The following is a 17,879-nucleotide window of genomic DNA, read 5'->3' on the forward strand; positions in this document are numbered from 1 at the left end:
TTTCAAGGAGACATCCGTGAGCAAGACCTTCGCATCCGCCGCCGACCTCGAAGAAAAGAAAGTCAGCTTCACCCAGCTCTCGGAGCACGCCTGGGCCTACACCGCCGAGGGCGACCCCAACACGGGCGTGATCATTGGCGACGACGCCGTGCTGGTGGCCGACACCCAGGCCACGCCCGCCATGGCACAGGACGTGATCCGCCGCATCCGCGAAGTCACGGACAAGCCGGTCCAGTACGTGGTACTCACGCATTACCACGCCGTGCGCGTCCTTGGCGCCTCGGCCTACGGCGCGCAGCAGGTGATCGCCAGCCAGGACACGCGCGATCTGATCGTCGAACGCGGCGAGGCCGACAAGGCCAGCGAGATCGGGCGCTTCCCGCGCCTGTTCCGCGACGTCGAATCGGTGCCCGCGGGCATGACCTGGCCCACGATCACCTTCACCAGCCGCATGAGCCTGTGGCTCGGCAAGCTCGAGGTGCAGCTGCTGCAACTGGGCCGCGGCCACACCAAAGGGGACACGGTGGTCTGGCTGCCCGGCGAGAAGACGCTTCTGTCGGGCGACCTGGTGGAGTTCGACGCCACCCCCTATGCCGGCGACGCCTACTTCCGCGACTGGCCGGCCACGCTGGACAACATCGCCGCCCTTCAACCGCAGGCGCTGGTGCCGGGCCGCGGCCCGGCCTTGCTCGGGCAGGAACGGGTGCAGGCCGGCCTCGCGTCCACGCGCGACTTCATCCGCGACCTGTGGGCCAGCGTGCAGGAAGGCGTTGCCGCCGGCAAGGACCTGCGCGCCACCTACGAGCACAGCTTCGCCACGCTGCAGCCCAAGTACGGGCATTGGGTCATCTTCAACCACTGCATGCCCTTCGACGTGACGCGGGCCTACGACGAGGCCACGCAGCATGCCGATCCGCGCATCTGGACCGCAGAACGTGACCGTCAGATGTGGGAGGCGCTCGAAGGCTGAACAGAGCGCGACGGGCGTGCATTGCGCCCACCCCGGCTGGCGACGGGCACGCTCGATCGCCCCGCCGCGAAGACAAGAACGACAGGAGACATCGGCCATGAAGCCATCCGACATCCCGCCCCACCTCTTTCGCGGCACCGGCGAGCAGGTGCAGGCCATCCAGTTCGCCTACCGGCGCTCGCCGGACCAGGAGGCGCCCTCGCCCGTGCGCCACCCGGTCGTCATCGTGGGCGCCGGCCCCGTGGGCCTGACGCTGGCCATCGACCTGGCCCAGCGCGGCCAGCCCGTGCTGGTGGTGGACAACGACGACCGGCTGTCCACGGGCTCGCGTGCGCTGTGCTTTGCCAAGCGCACGCTGGAGATCTGGGACCGGCTGGGCGTCGGCGACGCCATGGTGGCCAAGGGCGTGTCCTGGAACCTGGGCAAGGTGTTCCTGCGCGACCAACAGCTCTACCAGTTCAACCTCCTCCCAGAGGACGGCCACGAGCGCCCCGCCTTCATCAACCTGCAGCAGTACTACTGCGAGGCCTACCTGGTGGAACGCGCGCTGCAGTTGCCCGGGCTGGAGATCCGCTGGAAGAACACGCTCGCTGACATCGCACCCCGCCCGGACGGCGCCACCTTGACCCTGGACACGCCCGACGGCCCCTACCGCATCGAGGCCGACTGGGTCGTCGCCTGCGACGGCTCGCGCTCGCCGACGCGGCAGCGGATGGGCCTGGAGAGCCAGGGCCGCGTGTTCCGCGATCGATTCCTGATCGCCGATGTGCGCATGACGGCCGACTTTCCGACCGAGCGCTGGTTCTGGTTCGACCCGCCCTTCCATCCCAACCAGAGCGTGCTTCTGCATCGCGAGCCCGACAACGTCTGGCGCATCGACTTCCAGCTCGGCTGGGATGCCGATCCGCAGGCGGAGCGCCAGCCCGAGAAGGTCATCGCGCGCGTGCGTGCACTGCTCGGTCCCGACGCCGAGTTCAGCCTCGAATGGGCCAGCGTCTATACCTTCGCCTGCCAGCGGATGGAGCGCTTCGTGCATGGGCGGGTCGTCTTCGCCGGAGACAGTGCCCACGGCGTCTCGCCCTTCGGTGCGCGGGGCGCCAACAGCGGCGTGCAGGATGCGGACAACCTCGGCTGGAAGCTCGACCGCGTGCTGCGCGGCCAGGCGAGCGCCGCGCTCATCGACACCTATGGCAGCGAGCGCGAGGCGGCGGCGGACGAGAACATCCTCAACTCCAGCCGAGCCACCGACTTCATCACGCCCAAGAGCGAGATCAGCCGGCTCTTCCGCGACCAGGTGCTGGCCCTCGCCCGCTCGCACGAGTTCGCCCGCCGGCTGGTCAACAGCGGAAGGCTGTCCGTGCCCTGCGTGCTGCGGGCGTCGCCGCTGAACACACCCGACGTCGCGACCTTCGACAGTGCGATGGTGCCCGGCGCGCCGCTGTGCGATGCGCCCCTGCAGACACCCCAAGGCGACCCGGCCTGGCTGCTGCGCAGCCTGGGGCCGGACTTCACACTGCTCGTCTTCGGCGAGGCGCCGCATTGGGTTCGCGAACTGCCGGGGGTGGCTGTGCGCTGCCTGGGGCAGGACCTGATCGACGCGCAGGGCGTGCTCGCCCGCCGCCTCGATGCGCTGCCGGGCACCGCCTACCTCGTGCGGCCCGACCAGCACGTGTGCGCGCGATGGCGCCGGCCATCGCTGGAGGCCGTGCGCGCCGCACTGCGCCTCGCCAACAGTCAGTGCAGTTGAAGGTGGAGGCGCACCATGCTCAACACGCAACCGAACATCGCCCGCTTCGACGACTTCTACGAAGCGCTGCTGGCCGCACACCAGGACCTGCCGCTCGACCAGAGCCACGCGCTGAACGCCCGTCTGGTGCTGCTGCTGGCCAACCACATTGGCGATCTCGACGTGCTGCGCGATGCGCTCGCGCTGGCCCGCGAATCCGCATCCACGCGCTGACCTTACAGGCGCCGGACAGGCACATGGAGCCAGGGCCGGCCACGGATGGGCCATGCCGTGGCGCCGCCACCTTTTTTCACGACAACACAACGGAGACAAAACCATGATCAATCGCAAGCAGTTCCTCGGCCTCGCCGCGGCGGTCCTTGGTGCACCGGTCTGGGCCCAAAGCACGGGCAAGCCGGTCGAATGGGTGGTGGGCTATGCCGCCGGAGGCGGCTCCGACGTGGTGGCCCGCACCATTGCCGAAGCCATGGGCCGCACCCTCAACCGTCCCATCGTCATCAACAACAAGCCCGGCGCCGGCACCAACATCGCCGCCGACTACGTGGCCCGGTCGAAGGACTTCGGCAACATCCTCTTCACGGCCGACTTCGCCACGCTGGCCGCCAACCCCTTTCTCTTCAGCAAGCTGAGCTACGACGCGCAGAAGGCGTTCCAACCGGTCGGGCTGCTGGTGCGCTTTCCAATGTTCCTGGTGGTGGGCAGTGAGGTGCCGGCGGACAACCTGCAGCAGTTCACGACCTGGGCCAAGGCGCAGAAGGATCCGGTGAGCTGGGGCTCTGCCGGCCCTGGCAGTCCGCACCACCTGGTCGGCGAACTCTTCCGCGAGCAAACCAGCCTGGCGATGCAGCACGTGCCTTACCGCGGCGCCGCGCCCGCCATGCAGGACGTGCTGGCAGGACAGATCCCCGCCATGTGGATCGACAGCGCCACCGTGCTGCCCTTCCTTGCCGGCAAAAAGGTGAAGATCATCGGCGTGGCATCGGCCAGGCGCCTGGATCTGTTGCCGGAGGTGCCCACCTTCGCCGAGCAGGGCCTCAAGGATTTCGAGGGCTACGCGTGGCAGGGTCTGGTCGTGCCGACCGGCACCCCGGCCGAGGCCACGGCCGCCTTCGCCGATGCCTTGCAGAACGCGCTGGGTTCTACGCAGGTTCGCGCCCGCCTGCAGGCGCTGGGCGTCGAGCCGATGCCTGGCACGCCCGACCAGATGGCACGCTTCTCCGCCGCCGAACGGGACAAGTGGGGCGCGGTCATTCGGCGTGCCGGCGTCAGGCTGGACTGAGCGACTTCTTGCGTCGGTCGAACGAGTGACGCAAACCGGTAGAGGCCGCGCGCTGGGCCATGCCGCCGGAGAGCCGCCACGGGCAGAGATGCTGCGCACGACCGAGGCCGCTGGCGCCCGACTCGCGCGCGGCACCCTGACGGGCCGCTTGACGAGGAAAAGGTGCTGGCCCTGCTGGCCGCCTACGCACGCGGCGCCTGAGGCGCGCGTTTCGGCTTCCGGGCACCCGGACCAGCAGCAGCCTGGCCCAGCTGGCGCAGCAGCTCGGCGCGCAACGCCTCGGCCACTGCAGAAGCCGCCGTCGACAGGCTCCGCTCCTGCCGCATCACCTGGCCGATGGGCCGCTGCACATCCGGCGCGGTCAGCCGCCGCTGGACCACCGGCCCGCCCAGCGCCACCTGCGCCGCCAGGGCGGGCAGCACCGACACCCCCAGTCCGGCCGCCACCATCGCATTGATGGTGGCCAGGTGTTCCACCTCGAAACGCGGCGCGAAGCGCTGCCCCAGTGACAGCAGCGCCGCCTCGGCGTACTGCCGCACGCTGGTGGGAGCGGGCATCGAGATGTGCGGCAGGCCCGCCACCTCGGCCCAGCGCAGCGGGCCGCGCCGCGCGGCCAGCGCATGATCCGCGGGCAGCAGCAGCACCAGCGGATCGCTGGCCAGCGTCTCGTAGGCCAGGTCGGCATAGGCCGGGTTCTCGGCCGTGAGGGCGAAGTCGACCTGGCCCGCGCGCACCAGGTCGAAGGAGGCGCCCGACAGCGAATCGACCACGCCCAGCTGCACGCCCGGATGCGCCGCCATGAAGCGCGCGAACACCGGCGGCACCACCGTCGCCGCCAGCGAGGGCAGCGCCGCGATGCGCACCCGGCCCTCGCGCAGCTCGACCACGTCGCGCACGGCGCTGGCGGCCGTCTCGGCCTGGCCCCGCAGGATGCGCGCATGCGCCAGCAGCGCCTGCCCGGCATCGGTGAGCTGCACGCTGCGCGTGTTGCGGGCGAACAGGCGCGCGCCCAGCGTCTCCTCCAGCCGGCCGATCACGCCCGACACGGCCGACTGCGACAGGTGCACCCGCGCCGCCGCGCGCCGGAAGTTCAGCGTCTCGGCCAGCTCGATGAAGACCTGCAGTTCGCGCAGCGAGAGATTGATCATGATTGGCGATCAGTCTATCGGGCAATAGCGTTGGACCGATCAGTGCCATCTTCCTAGACTGCGCCGCCATGACGACCCTTTCCCTCTCCCGCGCCCCGTGCACCGCCGTGATCGGCGGCGGCACCATGGGCGCCGATGTCGCCGTGGTGCTCAGCCGCGGCGGCCTGCCCGTCACCGTGGTGGAACGCGACGCCGCCAAGGCGGCCGGCCTGCCGGCCTACATCGGCGCCCAGCTCGAAGCCGCCGGATGCGCCGCACACGCCGGGCCGATCGCCGTCGTGCACCAGCTGGAGGACGTGGCCTGGGCCGGCATCGGGCTGGTGGTGGAATGCATCGTCGAGCAGTTGGCGCCCAAGCAGCAGCTCTTCGCGCGGCTGGTCGAGCTGGCGCCGCCCTCGGCCCTGCTGACCAGCAACAGCTCGGGCCTGCCCATCAGCCGCATCGCCGACGGCCTGCCCACGCGCGGGCGCATGTTCGGCCTGCACTTCTTCATGCCTGCGCATCTGGTGCCGCTGGTGGAGGTGGTGATGGGCCCGGACAGCGACGCCGACGCCGCCCAGGCCCTGATGCAGACCATGCGCCGCTGTGCCAGCGTGCCCGTGCTGGTGCGCAAGGACCGGCCGGGCTTCCTCGCCAACCGGCTGCAGCATGCGCTGGCGCGCGAGGCCTTCGCGCTGCTGGACGACGGCGTCGCCAGCGTCGAGGACATCGACGCCGCGGTGCGCTTCGGCTTCGGCTTCCGCTTCCTGGCGGCCGGGCCGATCCTGCAGCGCGACCATGCCGGGCTGGACGTGCACTGCGCCGCCGCCGCCACCATCTACCCCAGCCTGTGCAACGACGACCAACCCGCGAAGGTGCTGCAGCAGCAGGTGCAGGCCGGCCGCGTGGGCATGAAGGCCGGTGCCGGCTTCAGCGACTGGCCGGAGGCCGAGCGCGCTGCCGAACGGGCCCGCTACGACCGCCTGCTCCGCGCCGGTCTGCAACTGCTGGCCGACGAACTGCCGCCGCTGCCGGGTGCCGCTGGCGCCCCTTCCTCCGACCGGAACCCGACGTGACCGCCGCCCCCCTCATCCTCACCGTGGCGCCCAACGGCGCCTACAAACAACACAGCGACCATCCCGCCGTGCCGCTCACCCCCCAGGCCCTGGCCGACACCGCCCGCCGCTGCCTGGACGCCGGCGCCGCCATGCTCCACCTGCACATCCGCGATGCGCAAGGCCGCCACAGCCTGGACGTCGAGGGCTACCGCGAAGCCCTGCGCGTGGTGCACCAGGCCGTGGGCGATGCGATGGTGCTGCAGGTGACCAGCGAGGCGGCCCGCGTCTACCAGGCGCCGCAGCAGATCGCCATGGTGCGCGAGCTGCAGCCCGAGGCCGTCTCCATCGGCCTGCGCGAGGTGGACGTGCCGGCCGTGGGTGAAGCGGGCCTGGCCGCCTTCTTCGGCGAGCTGGCCGCGCGCGGCACCATGGTGCAGGTGATCCTCTACGACGCGGCCGACGTGGCGCGCTGGCAGGCGCTGCGCGCGGCGGGCACGATTCCCGATGCGCCGTGGTTCCTGCTCTTCGTGCTGGGCCGCTACAGCGCCGGCCAGACCTCCGACCCGCGCGACCTGCTGCCCTTCCTGGCCGCCCATGGCGACGGCCCCGAGCCCTGGGCCGTGTGCGCCTTCGGCCCCACCGAGCAGGCCTGCGTCACCGCCGCGGCGGCCTTCGGCGGCCACGCGCGCGTGGGCTTCGAGAACAACCTGCGGCTGCGCGACGGCAGCCTGGCGCCCGACAACACCGCCCTGGTCGCCCAGGCCGCCGAGGCCGCGGCTACGCTGGGCCGGCCGCTGGCCACGGCGGCGCAGATCCGCGAGCGCTTCCGCCCGCGCTGACGCCACGCCCCCTTTCCCACAACAACCGGAGACAACCCCATGATCGATCGCCGCCAATGGATGGCGGGCGCGGCCGCCGGCGTGCTCGCCCCTTCCCTCGCGTTCGCCCAGACGGAGGCCCCCAAGGGCCCCGTGCGCATCGTGGTGCCCTACCCGCCCGGCGGTCCCACCGACCTGATGGCGCGGCTGCTGCAGCCACAGCTGCAGCGCCGGCTGGGCACCACCGTCATCGTCGACAACCGCGGCGGCGCGGGCGGCAACCTGGGCAGCGCCTACGTGGCGCGGCAGGCGCCGGCCGATGGCCTGACGCTGCTGCTCGCGGCCAGCGGGCCGATGGCCGTCAATGCGGCGCTCTACAAGTCGATGCCCTTCAACGCGCAGGACGACCTGCTGCCGGTGGTGCAGCTGTCGGCCTTTCCGCTGGTGCTGGAGGTGCATCCCTCGGTCAAGGCCCGCACCCTGAAGGAGTTCATCGCCTATGCCGGCAGCCAGAAGGCGCCGCTCAACTTCGCCTCGGCCGGCAGCGGCACGCCGCAGCACCTGGCAGGCGAGCTGTTCGCCCGCGAGGCCAAGGTGCCGCTCACCCATGTGCCCTACCGCGGCGCCGGCCCGGCCCTCAACGACGTATTGGGCGGCCAGGTGCCGCTGATGTTCGACATCCTGGCCAGCTCGCTGCAGCACCTGCAGGCGGGCAAGCTGGTGCCCATCGCCGTCACCTCGGCCACGCGCAGCCCTGCGTTGCCGCAGGTGCCGACCATGGCCGAGGCCGGGCTGCCCGGCTTCGAGGTGACCGCCTGGCACGGTATCGCCGTGCGCAGCGGCACACCCGCGGCCACCGTGCAGCGGCTCAATGCCACCTTCCTGGACATCTTTGCCGACCCGGCCTTCCGCAAGTCCTGGGAGGCACTGGGCACGCCTGTGGTGGCCGGCTCGCCCGAGGCCTTCGGCCAGCTGATCCGCAGCGAGACCGCGCGGCTGGGCCGCATCGTGCGGGAGACGGGGGCGACGGCGGATTGAGGCCCACGCGGCCGCGCGTGCGTCAGCGGCTCAAAGCGCCGGATGCCTCCGATGCCAATCCGTCACCTGCTGATAGGTCCAGCCCGCCCGCACCAGCAGCGCCTCGTCGAAGTGGCGCGCCACGAACTGGAAGGCGATGGGCGTGCCCGCGTCGGTGAAGCCCCCGGGCAGCGTGATCGTCGGGCTGCCCGTCATGTCGAAGGGGCAGGTGTAGCGCAGCATGGCCGACATCAGGTCGGCATCGGTGCCGAAAGTCAGCATGCGTTCCAGCGTGGGCGAGGCCACGCCCTGGGCGGGCACCAGCAGCAGGTCGATGTCCTGGAACAGGGCGCGCACCTTGCCGCTGAAGTCGTGCCGGTGCAGCACGATCTTCTGGTAGTCGGTGCCCGTCTGCGCATGGCCCAGGTCCAGCAGGCCCGAGAGCGCGGGACCGTACATGTCCTTGCGCGCCGGATAGGTGGACTCGTGCACGACGGCCGCCTCGACGGCGCAGAGCGGAAACCAGTCGGCGATGGCCTGCGTGGGATCGGGGAAAACCACCTCGCGCAGCTCGCCACCCAGATCGCGCACGGCCGCCAGCACGCCGGCCATGACCTGACGGGTGGCGTCGTCAACGCCCTTGCTGTTCCAGCGGGCGTCGACACCGATGCGCAGACCCTGCAGGCCGCGCTCCATGCCGGCGAGATAGTCGGGCACCGCCGCGAGGCTGGCGGTGGGATCCTTCGGATCGGCGCCGGCGATGGCACCCAGCATGGCACCGGCGTCGGCCGCGCTGCGCGTCATCGGTCCGATGTGGTCCAGCGTGGCGGCGAGCTCGAAAGCGCCGTAGCGGCTGACGCGGCCCCAGGTGGGCTTGAGCCCCGTGAGGCCGTTGGCGGCAGAGGGGAAGCGGATCGACCCACCCGTGTCGGTGCCCAGCGAGCCGTAGCACAAACCCGCGGCCGTGGCCACGCCCGAGCCGCTGGACGAGGCGCCCGACCAATGCGCGGCGTTCCACGGATTGACGGGCGGCACCACCGTCGGATGGTGATCGGCGTAGGCACTCTCGGTGAGCTGCAGCTTGCCCAGGATCACGGCGCCGGCCTCGCGCAGCTTGCGCACCGCCGTGCCGTCCTCGCTGGGCACGAAGTCCTGGTACAGCGTCATGCCCGCGGCCGTGGGCACGCCGGCGGTCCAGCACAGGTCCTTGACGGCCACCGGCACGCCATGCAGCGGGCCGCGGATCTCGCCGCGGCCGATCTCGGCCTCGGCCTGCCGTGCATCGGCCAGGGCCTGATCGGCCATCACGCGCACATAGCTTTGGAGCGCGCCGTCCTGCGCGGCGATCCGCGCGAGCTGGGCCTCGGTGACCTCCACCGGCGACAGCGCCTTGCGCTGGATCTGCTGGCCGACTTCGACCAGCCCGAGGTAATGCAGTTCTTGGTTGCTCATCCATGGACTCCTGTGTATTGGCTCATGATTTCGAAATCGCCCAGGTGCTCGCGCGGCACTTCGCCGCCGATGTGGCCGCGCTTGATCACCAGCACCCGCTGCGACACGGCGGCGATGAATTCGAGGTTCTGTTCGACCAGCACGATGGTCAGGCCCGTGCGGTCGCGCAGCGCGGCCAGCGTCTCGGCGATCTCTTCGATGATCGAAGGCTGGATGCCCTCGGTCGGCTCGTCGAGCAGCAGCAGCGTGGGCTTGCCCGCCAGTGCGCGCGCGAGTGCCAGCAGTTGCTGCTCGCCGCCGGAGAGCGACCCGCCCGGCCGGTCGAGCAGCCGCTTGAGGCGGGGAAAGTGCTCCAGCAGCGCCTCGATCGTGTCCAGCGTGCGCTCGCCCGTCTTGACCAGGCCCATGCGCAGGTTGTCCAGGGCGCTGAGCGTCGGGAAGATCTCCCGCCCCTGCGGCACATAGGCCATGCCCAGCCGCGCGCGGGCAAAGGGGGCCAGGCGCGTGATGTCTGTGCCATCGAAGCGCACCGTGCCCGCCGTGGGCCGGATCACGCCCATCAGCGTCTTGAGCAGCGTGGTCTTGCCCATGCCGTTGTGGCCCAGGATGCCCACCGACTCGCCGGCGGCGATGTGCAGCGCAACGTCGTTGAGCACGGGGATGGCGCCGTACCCCGCATGCAGATTCGAGACTTCGAGCATCGGTCCGTCTCCGCACTCAATGGGGCTTCTTGCCCAGGTAGATCTGCTGGATCAGCGGGTCGCTCATGATGCGATCGGGCGTGTCCTCGCGGATCACGGCGCCCTGGTGCAGCACCGTGACCTTGCGCGCGATCATGCGGATGAAGTTCATGTCGTGCTCCACCACCACCAGCGCATGCTGGCGGTTGATCTCCAGGATCAATTCGGCCGTGCGGGCCACCTCGGCATCGCTCATGCCTGCGGCCGGCTCGTCCAGCAGGATCAGCGGCGGATCGGCCGCGATCACCACGCCGATCTCCACCCACTGGCGCAGGCCGTGCGCCAGCAGGCCGGCCTGCACGTCGCGGTAGGCCGACATGCCCACGCGCTCCAGTGTCTCGCGCGTGATGCGCTCGGCCTGCATGCTGCTGTTGAGCCGCCGGGCCGACAGCCAGACGTTCTCCCACACCGTCAACCCGTTGAAGAGGCTGGGCACCTGCGTCTTGATGCCGATGCCCAGGCGCCCCGGCTCGTGCGGCTGCATGCGCGAGATGTCCTGGCCGCGGAACAGGATCTGGCCCGAAGTGGGTTTGACCTGTCCGGTCAGCAGCTTGAAGAAGGTGCTCTTGCCGGCGCCGTTGGGACCGATCACGCAGCGCAGCTCGTTCTCGGCCAGGGTGAAGTTCACGTCGCGCGTCGCATGCACGCCGCCGAAGCGCACGTTGAGGTCGCGGGTCTCGATCAACGGCGTCATCGCGTGGGCTCCATGGGGGCCAGGGGGGAAGCACCTGCACCATCAGCAGCAGAGGCCGCCGAAGGCCGCGTCGCAGCAGGCACGGCAGGCCGGGAGCGCCGCAGCCTGCGCCATGCCGCCTCGATCAGTTGCCCGGCCGTGGGCACGATGCCCCTGGGCACCAGCAGCACGAAGACCACCAGGATGCCGCCGAGCACGAGGTTGGCATTGAGCGTCTGCTGGGTGCCGATCTGCGTGGTCAGCCACTGGATGGCGACCGCACCCACCACCGGGCCGACCAGCGTCCCGAGCCCGCCGACGATGACCCAGATGATGATCTGCGCCGACTGGGCCAGGCCGAAGATCGTCGGGCTGGTGAAGGCGCCCCAGTTGGCGAAGAGGCAGCCCGCCAGCCCCGCGATGGCGCCGCCGAGCGTGAAGCTGAAGAGCTTGTAGGCCCGTGCGTCGTAGCCCAGCAGCAGCACGCGCTGCTCGTTCTCCTTGGCCGCCACGATCACCCGGCCGACCTTCGAGGCAAGCAGGGCACGCAGGCCGACATAGACGACCAGCAGGCAGGCGAAGGCCAGGTAGAACAGGTCCTTGGGCGTGAGCACCTCGTCCTTCAGCCCGGGCCAGTTGAGCGTGGGGATGGCCGGGATGCCGTTGAAGCCGCCCAGCGGCGCATCGCCGATGCGCCATTCGGGCCCGGCCGTCGAATTGACCAGGTTGAACAGGATCAGCGTCACGGTGAGCGTGATCACGCCCATGTACACGTCCGACAGCCGGCCATAGAAGATGACGTAGCCCAGCAGCGCCGCGAAGAGCGCCGGCACCACGATGGCCAGCAGGAAGGGCAAGGTGCTGTCGCCCAGGTTCATCACCGCGATGGCATAGGTGTAGGCACCCAGCCCGAAGAAGGCCGCCTGCCCGAAGCACAGGATGCCGCCATAGCCCCAGATGAAGGCCAGACTGACCGACAGGATGGCCATGACCACATAGATGGTGACTTCGATCAGCGTGTAGTCGTCGATCACGACGGGCAGCCCCAGCATCAGCAGCAGGCCGAGGGCCAGGCAGACGATGGCGCTCGCCCACGAATTGGCGAAACGGTTCACAGGGACCCCTTGAAGAAACGGCCGGTGATGCCCTGCGGCAACACGCGCAGAAGCACGATGGCGGCCACGAGGAGCGCCACCTCGCCCAGCACGGGCGTGGTGGCGAAGGTGGCGAGCTGGTTGATGGCACCGAACAGCGACGAGGCGCCCAGCAGCCCGGCGAGGATGGCCGGCCCGCCGCCGATCACCGTGATGAAGGCCTTGGCCACGAAGGCCGCGCCCATGGTCGGCACCACGCCCGTGAGTGGCGCCAGCAGCCCGCCCGCCAGCCCCGACAGCGCAGCGCCGACGGCGAAGGTGACCGAATACACCCGGCTCGGACTGATGCCCAGCGCATTGGCCATGTCAGGCTTCTGCATGGTGCCGCGCGCGATCAGTCCCCACTGGGTACGGGTGAGCACCCAGCGGATGGCCAAGGCCACCACCACCGCCACGGCGATGATGACCAGCGTATAGCCGCTGACCGAGTAGGCCCCCACCGAGAAGCTGCCCAGCGGCGCCGACACGCCCGCCGTGGTGTTGCCCGCGATGGAGGTCACGATGCCCACCAGCAGCAGCGACAGCCCCCAGGTGGCCAGCATGGTGTCGACCATGCGCCCATAGAGCCGCCGGATGACCAGCCGCTCCAGCACCACGCCGATGGCGCCGACCGCCACGGGCGCCACCACCAGCATGGCGACCCAGAGGTTGATGCCCAGCTTGAGCGCCAGGATGACCGCATAGGCCCCCAGCATCATGAACTCGCCATGCGCCAGGTTGATCACCTTCATCATGCCGAAGATGACGGCCAGCCCGGCCGAGACGATCACCAGGCCCGCCACGGCGTACAGCACCTGGATGACCACGATCAGCGCAAGATCCATGTCGATTGACTCCTCGGTCCGGGTCGTTCCACTTCAGGCTTTGATGACGTACTGCTGGTTGTCTTTCGGGTTCTTCTGGAGGTTGCACACCGCGCTGGTGTCCACCGGCGGCTGCTGCTGGAAGGTCTCGACGATGTTCAGCTGCTTGTTGCGCACCTCGGCGATGCTCACGTTCAGCACGCAGTGGTGGGTCTGGGCATCGACCGTGACCTTGCCGCTCGGCCCGTCGATGCTGATGCCGCTCTCCAGCGCGGTGATCATCTTCTCGCGGTCGATGGAGCCGGCCTTCTTCACCGCCTCGGCCCAGAGCTTGAAGCCCTGGTAGGTGCCCATGGCCAGCTCGGTGATGTTGGGATAGTCGCTGCCGAAGCGCTTGTAGAAGCGCTCCTTGAAGCCCTTGTTCTGCGGCGTGTCGAGGTTCTGGAAGTAGTTGTACGAGACCAGGAAGCCGTCGGTCTCCGCGGGCGAGAGCACGATGTGCTCGTTGCCGCCGGCGAAGGTGGTCGAGGCCAGCGGGATCTTCTTGGTCAGGCCGGCCGCCGCCCACTGGCGGTAGAAGGAGATGTGCGCGCCACCCACCAGGGCCGAGACGATCATGTCGGGCTTGGCGGCCTCGATCTTCGAGATGGTCGGGCCGAAGTTCGTCACATCCAGCGGGAAGAAGTCGATGGAGGCGACCGAGCCGCCGTTGTCCTGCACGAACTTCTTGACCCACTGCGAGGTGATCTGGCCATAGTTGTAGTCGGCCGCCACCACGTAGACCTTCTTGCCCCACTTCTTCATGGCGTAGGGGATGAGCTTGGCCACCGTCTGGCCGGGCGTGACGCCGGTGCAGAAGGTGTTGCGGTCGCACACGCCCCCTTCGTACTGCGTGTTGTAGAAGTAGAGCGTCTTGTTGCGGGTGAGCACCGGCCGGATCACCTCGCGCGAGGCGGAGGTGATGCCGCCCATCACCACCGTGGACTTGTCGCGCAGGGCCGACTGCTGCGCGAACTGCGCATACAGCTGCATGTTGGACTGCGGGTCGTAGGTGACCAGCTTGATCTTCTTGCCGAGCAGGCCGCCGGCCGCGTTCTGCTCCTCCACTGCCAGCGTCATGCAGTCCGCCATGGGCTTGCCGTAGATGTCGAGGCCGCCCGACATGTCGATGATGCTGCCGACGACGATCTCGTCGGCCGCCATCGCGGCCATGGGCAGCAGCGGCAGCGCCGTGCCGGCCAGGGCGGTGGCAGAGCCTTGAAGGAAGGATCGACGATCCATGGGAACACTCCTCGTTGATCTGACGGACGCAGCCCGTCGTTGTGTGTGAAAGGGATGAAGGAACGGGAACGCGGGGCTCCGGGGCGGGCGCAGCGCGCCGCCCGGGTCGGATGGCTCAGAGGCTCTTCCAGTCGCCGGCCTGCTCGAAGGCATAGGCGGCGCGGTAGATGGTCTCTTCGTCGTAGTTGCGGCCGACGAGCATCATTCCGACAGGCAGGCCGTCGACCAGGCCGCAGGGAATGCTCATGGCGGGGTGCCCCGTGACGTCGAAGGGGCAGGTGTTGGGCAGCACCTCGAAGGCGCGCGTGATCACTTCTTCCAGCGACGCGCCCGGCTTCGGGATGGGCGTGGCCGTGATCGGCAGCGTCGGCATCAGCAGCAGGTCGAAGTCCGACAGGGCGGCGTCGTAGGCCGCCGTCAGCTTGCGCGCGAGGTTCTGCGCCTTGGCATAGAAATGGCCGCGGTAGTTCTGGATGAAGTATTCGCCCAGCACCATGGTGATCTTGAGCGTGTCGGACAGCTCGTCGGCGCGTTGCTTCCAGCCGGCATGGAAGTCCACCAGGCTGGTCACGTACAGGCCCTTCCAGTTGAAGCCGTGGCCGTTGTCCTTCATCATCTGCTGCGTCGCCCCTTCGGCGGCGATGGGCAGCCAGATGGCCGGGCCCAGTGCGTGCATCGGCACCGACACCTCGCTCACGGTGGCCCCCAGACGCGTGAACACCTCGGCGGCGTTGCGCACCTTCTCATTGACCGCCGCGTCCGACTGCGGCCAACCGAAACCTTCGGTCACGATGCCGATGCGCAAGCCCTGCACGCCCGTCTTCATCAGTTCGCTGTAGGGCTTCGAGCCCTGGCCCGCATGCTGGCGCGGGTCCAGGCCGTCCGGCCCCGCCAGCGCTTCGAGCATCAGCGCGTTGTCGGTCACGTTCGCCGTCATCGGTCCGGTGTGATCGATGGTCAGCTCGATGGGCATGACGCCGGTGTAGGGCACCAGGCCATGCGTGGCCTTCATGCCGTAGATGCCGCAGTAGGAGGCCGGCATGCGGATGGAGCCGCCCTGATCGCCGCCGATGGCCATGTCGACCTCGCCGGCCGCAACCAGCGCAGCGCTGCCCGAGGACGAACCGCCCGCCGAATAGCCCATGCGCCAGGGGTTGTGCACCGGCGAGGGCGAGCTGGTGTGCGAGCCGCCCGAGAAGCAGAAGTACTCGCACTTGGCCTTGCCCACGATGGTGGCGCCGGCATCCAGCAGCCGCGTGACGACGGTGGCGTCGACGTTGGGCACATAGCCCTCCAGCGTGGAGGCGCCGTTCATCATGGGCACGCCGGCCAGGCAGACGTTGTCTTTCAGCACCACCGTCTTGCCGGCGAGCTTGCCGCCGGGCTTCCCCTGGATGGTGGTCTTCACGTACCAGGCACCGTACTGGTTCTCCTCACCCGCGGGGAAGTAGCCGGGCGTGCGGGCATAGGTGACAGCCGGCTGGTAGTCGGGCATCGCATCCACGGCGTCGTAGGCATCGAAGTTGGACTGCAGCAGCGCGTTGTAGCTGGCGGCCTGGGAATCGGAGAGATGGATGCCGAGGCTGAGTGCGACGTCCTGCAGCTGCTCGACGGTGGGGCGCTTGATGGCCATGAAGGGACTCCGTGTCACGAGGGAAGAAGAGGTGCCCGAAGCAGACGGACACCCTGCGTTTCACGGATCGATTCTGTGAACTTATATTTTCCTGGTCAAGCTTTTTGTTTGCTTTGGAAAATAAAGGCGGTGCCGAAGCCGAGTCAGAGTCGTGTCAGTACGCGGAAGGCATTGCCCTCGGCGCGCGCGAGATAGATGGGCACACCGCTCGGTTCGCCGGCCTCGAAGGCGGCGTCGCGGGCGCTGCGGTAGGCGATGGTGCCGACGCTGGTGGGGCGGCTGCGGCCGGTGCATTCGCCGCGGTCGAGCAGCGCGGCCAGGAAGTGCATGCCCTCGTAGGTGGACTGGCCATGGGTGCTCAGCGTGGGCGCGCGCTCGCCGAAGTGGGCGCGGTAGCGCGCCTTGAACGCCAGGTTGGCGTCGGTGTCCAGCGTGGCGAAGTAGCCGCAGGCGGCATAGAACTCCTCGGCGTTGTCGGCGCCGAAGCCCAGCAGCTCGTTCTCGCCGGCGCCGCAGGTCAGGCGCAGCATGTGGCGGTGCAGGCCTGCGCGGCCGAATGCGCGGTTGAACTCGATGGAATCCTGACCCACCAGCGACACCAGCACCGCGTCGGCCCGGGCCTTGCGCACGGCCTCCAGCACAGCCGAGAAGTCGGTCGTCTCGAAGGGCACGTAGCTTTCGCCCACCAGTTCGGCCCCGGTCTCGGCGATGCAGGTGCGCGCGATGCGATGCGACATGCGCGGCCAGACATAGTCGTTGCCCACCGCATACCAGCGCCGCGGGCGCTTGCGCTCGCCCAGCCAGCGGATGGCCGGCCGCAGCTGCCGCTCGGCGGTCTCGCCGATGGCGAAGACGCCGGGGCTGGCCTCGCCGCCCTCATACAGCGGCGTGTAGACGATGGGAATGCGCCCGCCCACGGCGCGCAGGATGCGGTGGCGCACGGCACTGGTGTGCATGCCGACGATGGCATCGATGTCGCCGGCCTGCACCAGCTCCGTCAGCGTGGCCTCGATGTCGGCCGCGTCGTCCGCGGCGTTCACCGTCAGCAGCCGGCAGGCCCGGCCGCCCAGCCCCGCCTCCCGGTTGAGTTCGGAGACGGCCAGCTTGGCACAGGCCAGCGCCGACGGCGCCCAGATGCCCGCGAAGCCGCCGAGCGGCACGCACAGCGCGATGTTGAGTTCATGGCTCGCGAGCAGCGGGCGCTGCAGCCGACCGGCGGGCAGGCGCGGCGTGGCGGGTCCTGAGGATGGGAACATCGAGAACTCCGGGACAGTGCACCAAGTTGGCAACAGAAGGGACAGCGTCGCAAAAACTGCGCCAATGCTTTCCAAGGCAAGGGTTGCGCGCTACCATCGGAAACCCTTCCCCCCACGCGCCGACGTGAGCCATGCCTGAGAAAGACATATCGCAGTACCTGGCCTATCTGCTGGCCTCCGCCAACCGGCGCATGCGCATCGGCCTGGCGCAATCGATCGCCGCGGAAGAGGTGACCGAGGAGCACTGGCGCATCCTGCAGGTGCTCGCCGACGAGCAGGGCCGCTCGATGGGCGACCTGGCCGAGGCGGTGCTGCTCAACCACCCCGCGCTGACCAAGAACATCGACAAGCTGGTTGCCCGCGGCCTCGTCCAGCGCGCGGCCGATCCGGCCGACAGCCGGCGCGTGCTGGTCTACATCAGCGACCTCGGCCTGGAGACGGTCGCCCGCCTGCGCAAGAGCGTGGATGCCCATCACAGCCAGATCGAAGAGGCGCTGGGCCCCCGCAAGACGAGCCAGCTCAAGAAGCTGCTCGAATCCTTCATCGACGAGACCGAGCCGCACTGAGGCACGCATCGCGCCGCGGCCTGATTCCGCCGCCGGTGGCGCGGCGTCCGCGGGTCCGCCGCTATACCAAGGTATAGCCGCGCCATCCTTCCCGCATCCCTGACCGACCGAATGCGCGCTGGCTCCTGCGGCGCGTCACGGCGACCATTGCCGCATCGGCCCGGCCATGGCGGCAGCACGACAGCGGCACGCACCCGCCGCCGTTGACGCACGACCCGCCCTGCCGATGCGGCGACGCCCTGCCGGGCGCGTCCGGCTGACATCCATCTGACCCGACCCTGGCGACGCCCGCTGCCGAGCAGCGG

General features: G+C 69.4%; 17 protein-coding genes. 8 read left to right on the forward strand and 9 right to left on the reverse strand.

The window, feature by feature from the left end; translation table 11 throughout:
• Nucleotides 1–16 precede the first annotated feature (16 nt).
• From KBC94_RS14010 to KBC94_RS14025, 4 genes are all read left to right on the forward strand, one after another.
• Nucleotides 17–970: an MBL fold metallo-hydrolase gene (locus tag KBC94_RS14010; protein ID WP_294371011.1), complete on the forward strand. Its 954-nt coding sequence runs from the start codon at nt 17–19 to the stop codon at nt 968–970.
• A 97-nt stretch (nt 971–1,067) separates the two neighbouring features.
• Nucleotides 1,068–2,717 carry an FAD-dependent oxidoreductase gene (locus KBC94_RS14015; RefSeq protein WP_294371013.1) on the forward strand — a complete coding sequence of 550 codons (1,650 nt, stop codon included), beginning with the start codon at nt 1,068–1,070 and terminating at the stop codon, nt 2,715–2,717.
• A 15-nt stretch (nt 2,718–2,732) separates the two neighbouring features.
• Nucleotides 2,733–2,930 (forward strand): DUF2783 domain-containing protein, encoded by a 198-nt coding sequence (locus KBC94_RS14020; RefSeq protein ID WP_294371015.1) that lies wholly within the window; start codon nt 2,733–2,735, stop codon nt 2,928–2,930.
• Between the two features lie 103 nt (nt 2,931–3,033).
• Nucleotides 3,034–3,996: a tripartite tricarboxylate transporter substrate binding protein gene (locus KBC94_RS14025; protein WP_294371017.1), complete on the forward strand. Its 963-nt coding sequence runs from the start codon at nt 3,034–3,036 to the stop codon at nt 3,994–3,996.
• A gap of 182 nt (nt 3,997–4,178) precedes the next feature.
• Here the strand turns inward: KBC94_RS14025 and KBC94_RS14030 are convergent, their stop codons facing one another.
• Nucleotides 4,179–5,147, reverse strand: a complete 969-nt coding sequence (locus KBC94_RS14030) for a LysR family transcriptional regulator (protein WP_294371306.1) — start codon at nt 5,145–5,147, stop codon at nt 4,179–4,181.
• Between the two features lie 65 nt (nt 5,148–5,212).
• Between KBC94_RS14030 and KBC94_RS14035 the strand changes: the two genes are divergently transcribed.
• The 3 genes from KBC94_RS14035 to KBC94_RS14045 are packed head-to-tail and all read left to right on the forward strand — an operon-like array spanning nt 5,213 to nt 8,037.
• Complete coding sequence (locus KBC94_RS14035) at nt 5,213–6,199, forward strand: 3-hydroxyacyl-CoA dehydrogenase NAD-binding domain-containing protein (RefSeq protein ID WP_294371018.1); 987 nt, start codon at nt 5,213–5,215, stop codon at nt 6,197–6,199.
• Nucleotides 6,196–7,020, forward strand: a complete 825-nt coding sequence (locus KBC94_RS14040) for a 3-keto-5-aminohexanoate cleavage protein (RefSeq protein WP_294371020.1) — start codon at nt 6,196–6,198, stop codon at nt 7,018–7,020. Before KBC94_RS14035 ends, KBC94_RS14040 begins: the two co-directional genes overlap by 4 nt.
• Nucleotides 7,021–7,059: 39 nt before the next feature.
• Entirely contained in the window at nt 7,060–8,037 is a 978-nt protein-coding gene (locus KBC94_RS14045) for a tripartite tricarboxylate transporter substrate binding protein (protein ID WP_294371022.1), read from the forward strand.
• A 30-nt stretch (nt 8,038–8,067) separates the two neighbouring features.
• On the opposite strand, the gene KBC94_RS14050 is transcribed toward KBC94_RS14045, so the two are convergent.
• The 8 genes from KBC94_RS14050 to KBC94_RS14085 form a co-directional block, all read right to left on the reverse strand.
• Complete coding sequence (locus tag KBC94_RS14050) at nt 8,068–9,468, reverse strand: amidase (protein WP_294371023.1); 1,401 nt, start codon at nt 9,466–9,468, stop codon at nt 8,068–8,070.
• A complete protein-coding gene (locus KBC94_RS14055; RefSeq protein ID WP_294371025.1) occupies nt 9,465–10,169 on the reverse strand; it encodes an ABC transporter ATP-binding protein in 705 nt (234 codons plus the stop codon). Before KBC94_RS14055 ends, KBC94_RS14050 begins: the two co-directional genes overlap by 4 nt.
• A 16-nt stretch (nt 10,170–10,185) precedes the next feature.
• The gene (locus tag KBC94_RS14060) at nt 10,186–10,902 is read right to left on the reverse strand and encodes an ATP-binding cassette domain-containing protein (protein ID WP_234195272.1); all 717 of its coding nucleotides are present in this window, start codon (nt 10,900–10,902) and stop codon (nt 10,186–10,188) included.
• Nucleotides 10,899–11,996 (reverse strand): branched-chain amino acid ABC transporter permease, encoded by a 1,098-nt coding sequence (locus tag KBC94_RS14065; protein WP_294371029.1) that lies wholly within the window; start codon nt 11,994–11,996, stop codon nt 10,899–10,901. Before KBC94_RS14065 ends, KBC94_RS14060 begins: the two co-directional genes overlap by 4 nt.
• A complete protein-coding gene (locus tag KBC94_RS14070) occupies nt 11,993–12,859 on the reverse strand; it encodes a branched-chain amino acid ABC transporter permease (protein WP_234195274.1) in 867 nt (288 codons plus the stop codon). The genes KBC94_RS14065 and KBC94_RS14070 overlap by 4 nt, the downstream gene beginning before the upstream one ends.
• 33 nt (nt 12,860–12,892) lie before the next feature.
• A complete protein-coding gene (locus tag KBC94_RS14075; RefSeq protein WP_294371033.1) occupies nt 12,893–14,119 on the reverse strand; it encodes an ABC transporter substrate-binding protein in 1,227 nt (408 codons plus the stop codon).
• A 115-nt stretch (nt 14,120–14,234) separates the two neighbouring features.
• Nucleotides 14,235–15,752 (reverse strand): amidase, encoded by a 1,518-nt coding sequence (locus tag KBC94_RS14080; protein WP_294371037.1) that lies wholly within the window; start codon nt 15,750–15,752, stop codon nt 14,235–14,237.
• Nucleotides 15,753–15,895: 143 nt separating this feature from the next.
• Nucleotides 15,896–17,008 carry a substrate-binding domain-containing protein gene (locus KBC94_RS14085; protein WP_294371039.1) on the reverse strand — a complete coding sequence of 371 codons (1,113 nt, stop codon included), beginning with the start codon at nt 17,006–17,008 and terminating at the stop codon, nt 15,896–15,898.
• 131 nt (nt 17,009–17,139) lie between these two features.
• Here KBC94_RS14085 and KBC94_RS14090 point away from each other — a divergent pair, with 131 nt between their 5' ends.
• A complete protein-coding gene (locus KBC94_RS14090) occupies nt 17,140–17,574 on the forward strand; it encodes a MarR family transcriptional regulator (RefSeq protein WP_234195278.1) in 435 nt (144 codons plus the stop codon).
• The last annotated feature ends 305 nt before the right edge of the window (nt 17,575–17,879 follow it).

It is taken from the genome of Pseudacidovorax sp. (assembly GCF_017991995.1).
GTDB lineage: Bacteria > Pseudomonadota > Gammaproteobacteria > Burkholderiales > Burkholderiaceae_C > Xenophilus.

Coding starts and splice junctions, on each gene's coding strand:
- KBC94_RS14075 (WP_294371033.1), bottom strand. CDS start 14,119: ATGGATCGTCGATCCTTCCTTCAAGGCTCTGCCACCGCCCTGGCCGGC.
- KBC94_RS14035 (WP_294371018.1), top strand. CDS start 5,213: ATGACGACCCTTTCCCTCTCCCGCGCCCCGTGCACCGCCGTGATCGGC.
- KBC94_RS14070 (WP_234195274.1), bottom strand. CDS start 12,859: ATGGATCTTGCGCTGATCGTGGTCATCCAGGTGCTGTACGCCGTGGCG.
- KBC94_RS14025 (WP_294371017.1), top strand. CDS start 3,034: ATGATCAATCGCAAGCAGTTCCTCGGCCTCGCCGCGGCGGTCCTTGGT.
- KBC94_RS14015 (WP_294371013.1), top strand. CDS start 1,068: ATGAAGCCATCCGACATCCCGCCCCACCTCTTTCGCGGCACCGGCGAG.
- KBC94_RS14050 (WP_294371023.1), bottom strand. CDS start 9,468: ATGAGCAACCAAGAACTGCATTACCTCGGGCTGGTCGAAGTCGGCCAG.
- KBC94_RS14020 (WP_294371015.1), top strand. CDS start 2,733: ATGCTCAACACGCAACCGAACATCGCCCGCTTCGACGACTTCTACGAA.
- KBC94_RS14045 (WP_294371022.1), top strand. CDS start 7,060: ATGATCGATCGCCGCCAATGGATGGCGGGCGCGGCCGCCGGCGTGCTC.
- KBC94_RS14060 (WP_234195272.1), bottom strand. CDS start 10,902: ATGACGCCGTTGATCGAGACCCGCGACCTCAACGTGCGCTTCGGCGGC.
- KBC94_RS14085 (WP_294371039.1), bottom strand. CDS start 17,008: ATGTTCCCATCCTCAGGACCCGCCACGCCGCGCCTGCCCGCCGGTCGG.
- KBC94_RS14080 (WP_294371037.1), bottom strand. CDS start 15,752: ATGGCCATCAAGCGCCCCACCGTCGAGCAGCTGCAGGACGTCGCACTC.
- KBC94_RS14090 (WP_234195278.1), top strand. CDS start 17,140: ATGCCTGAGAAAGACATATCGCAGTACCTGGCCTATCTGCTGGCCTCC.
- KBC94_RS14055 (WP_294371025.1), bottom strand. CDS start 10,169: ATGCTCGAAGTCTCGAATCTGCATGCGGGGTACGGCGCCATCCCCGTG.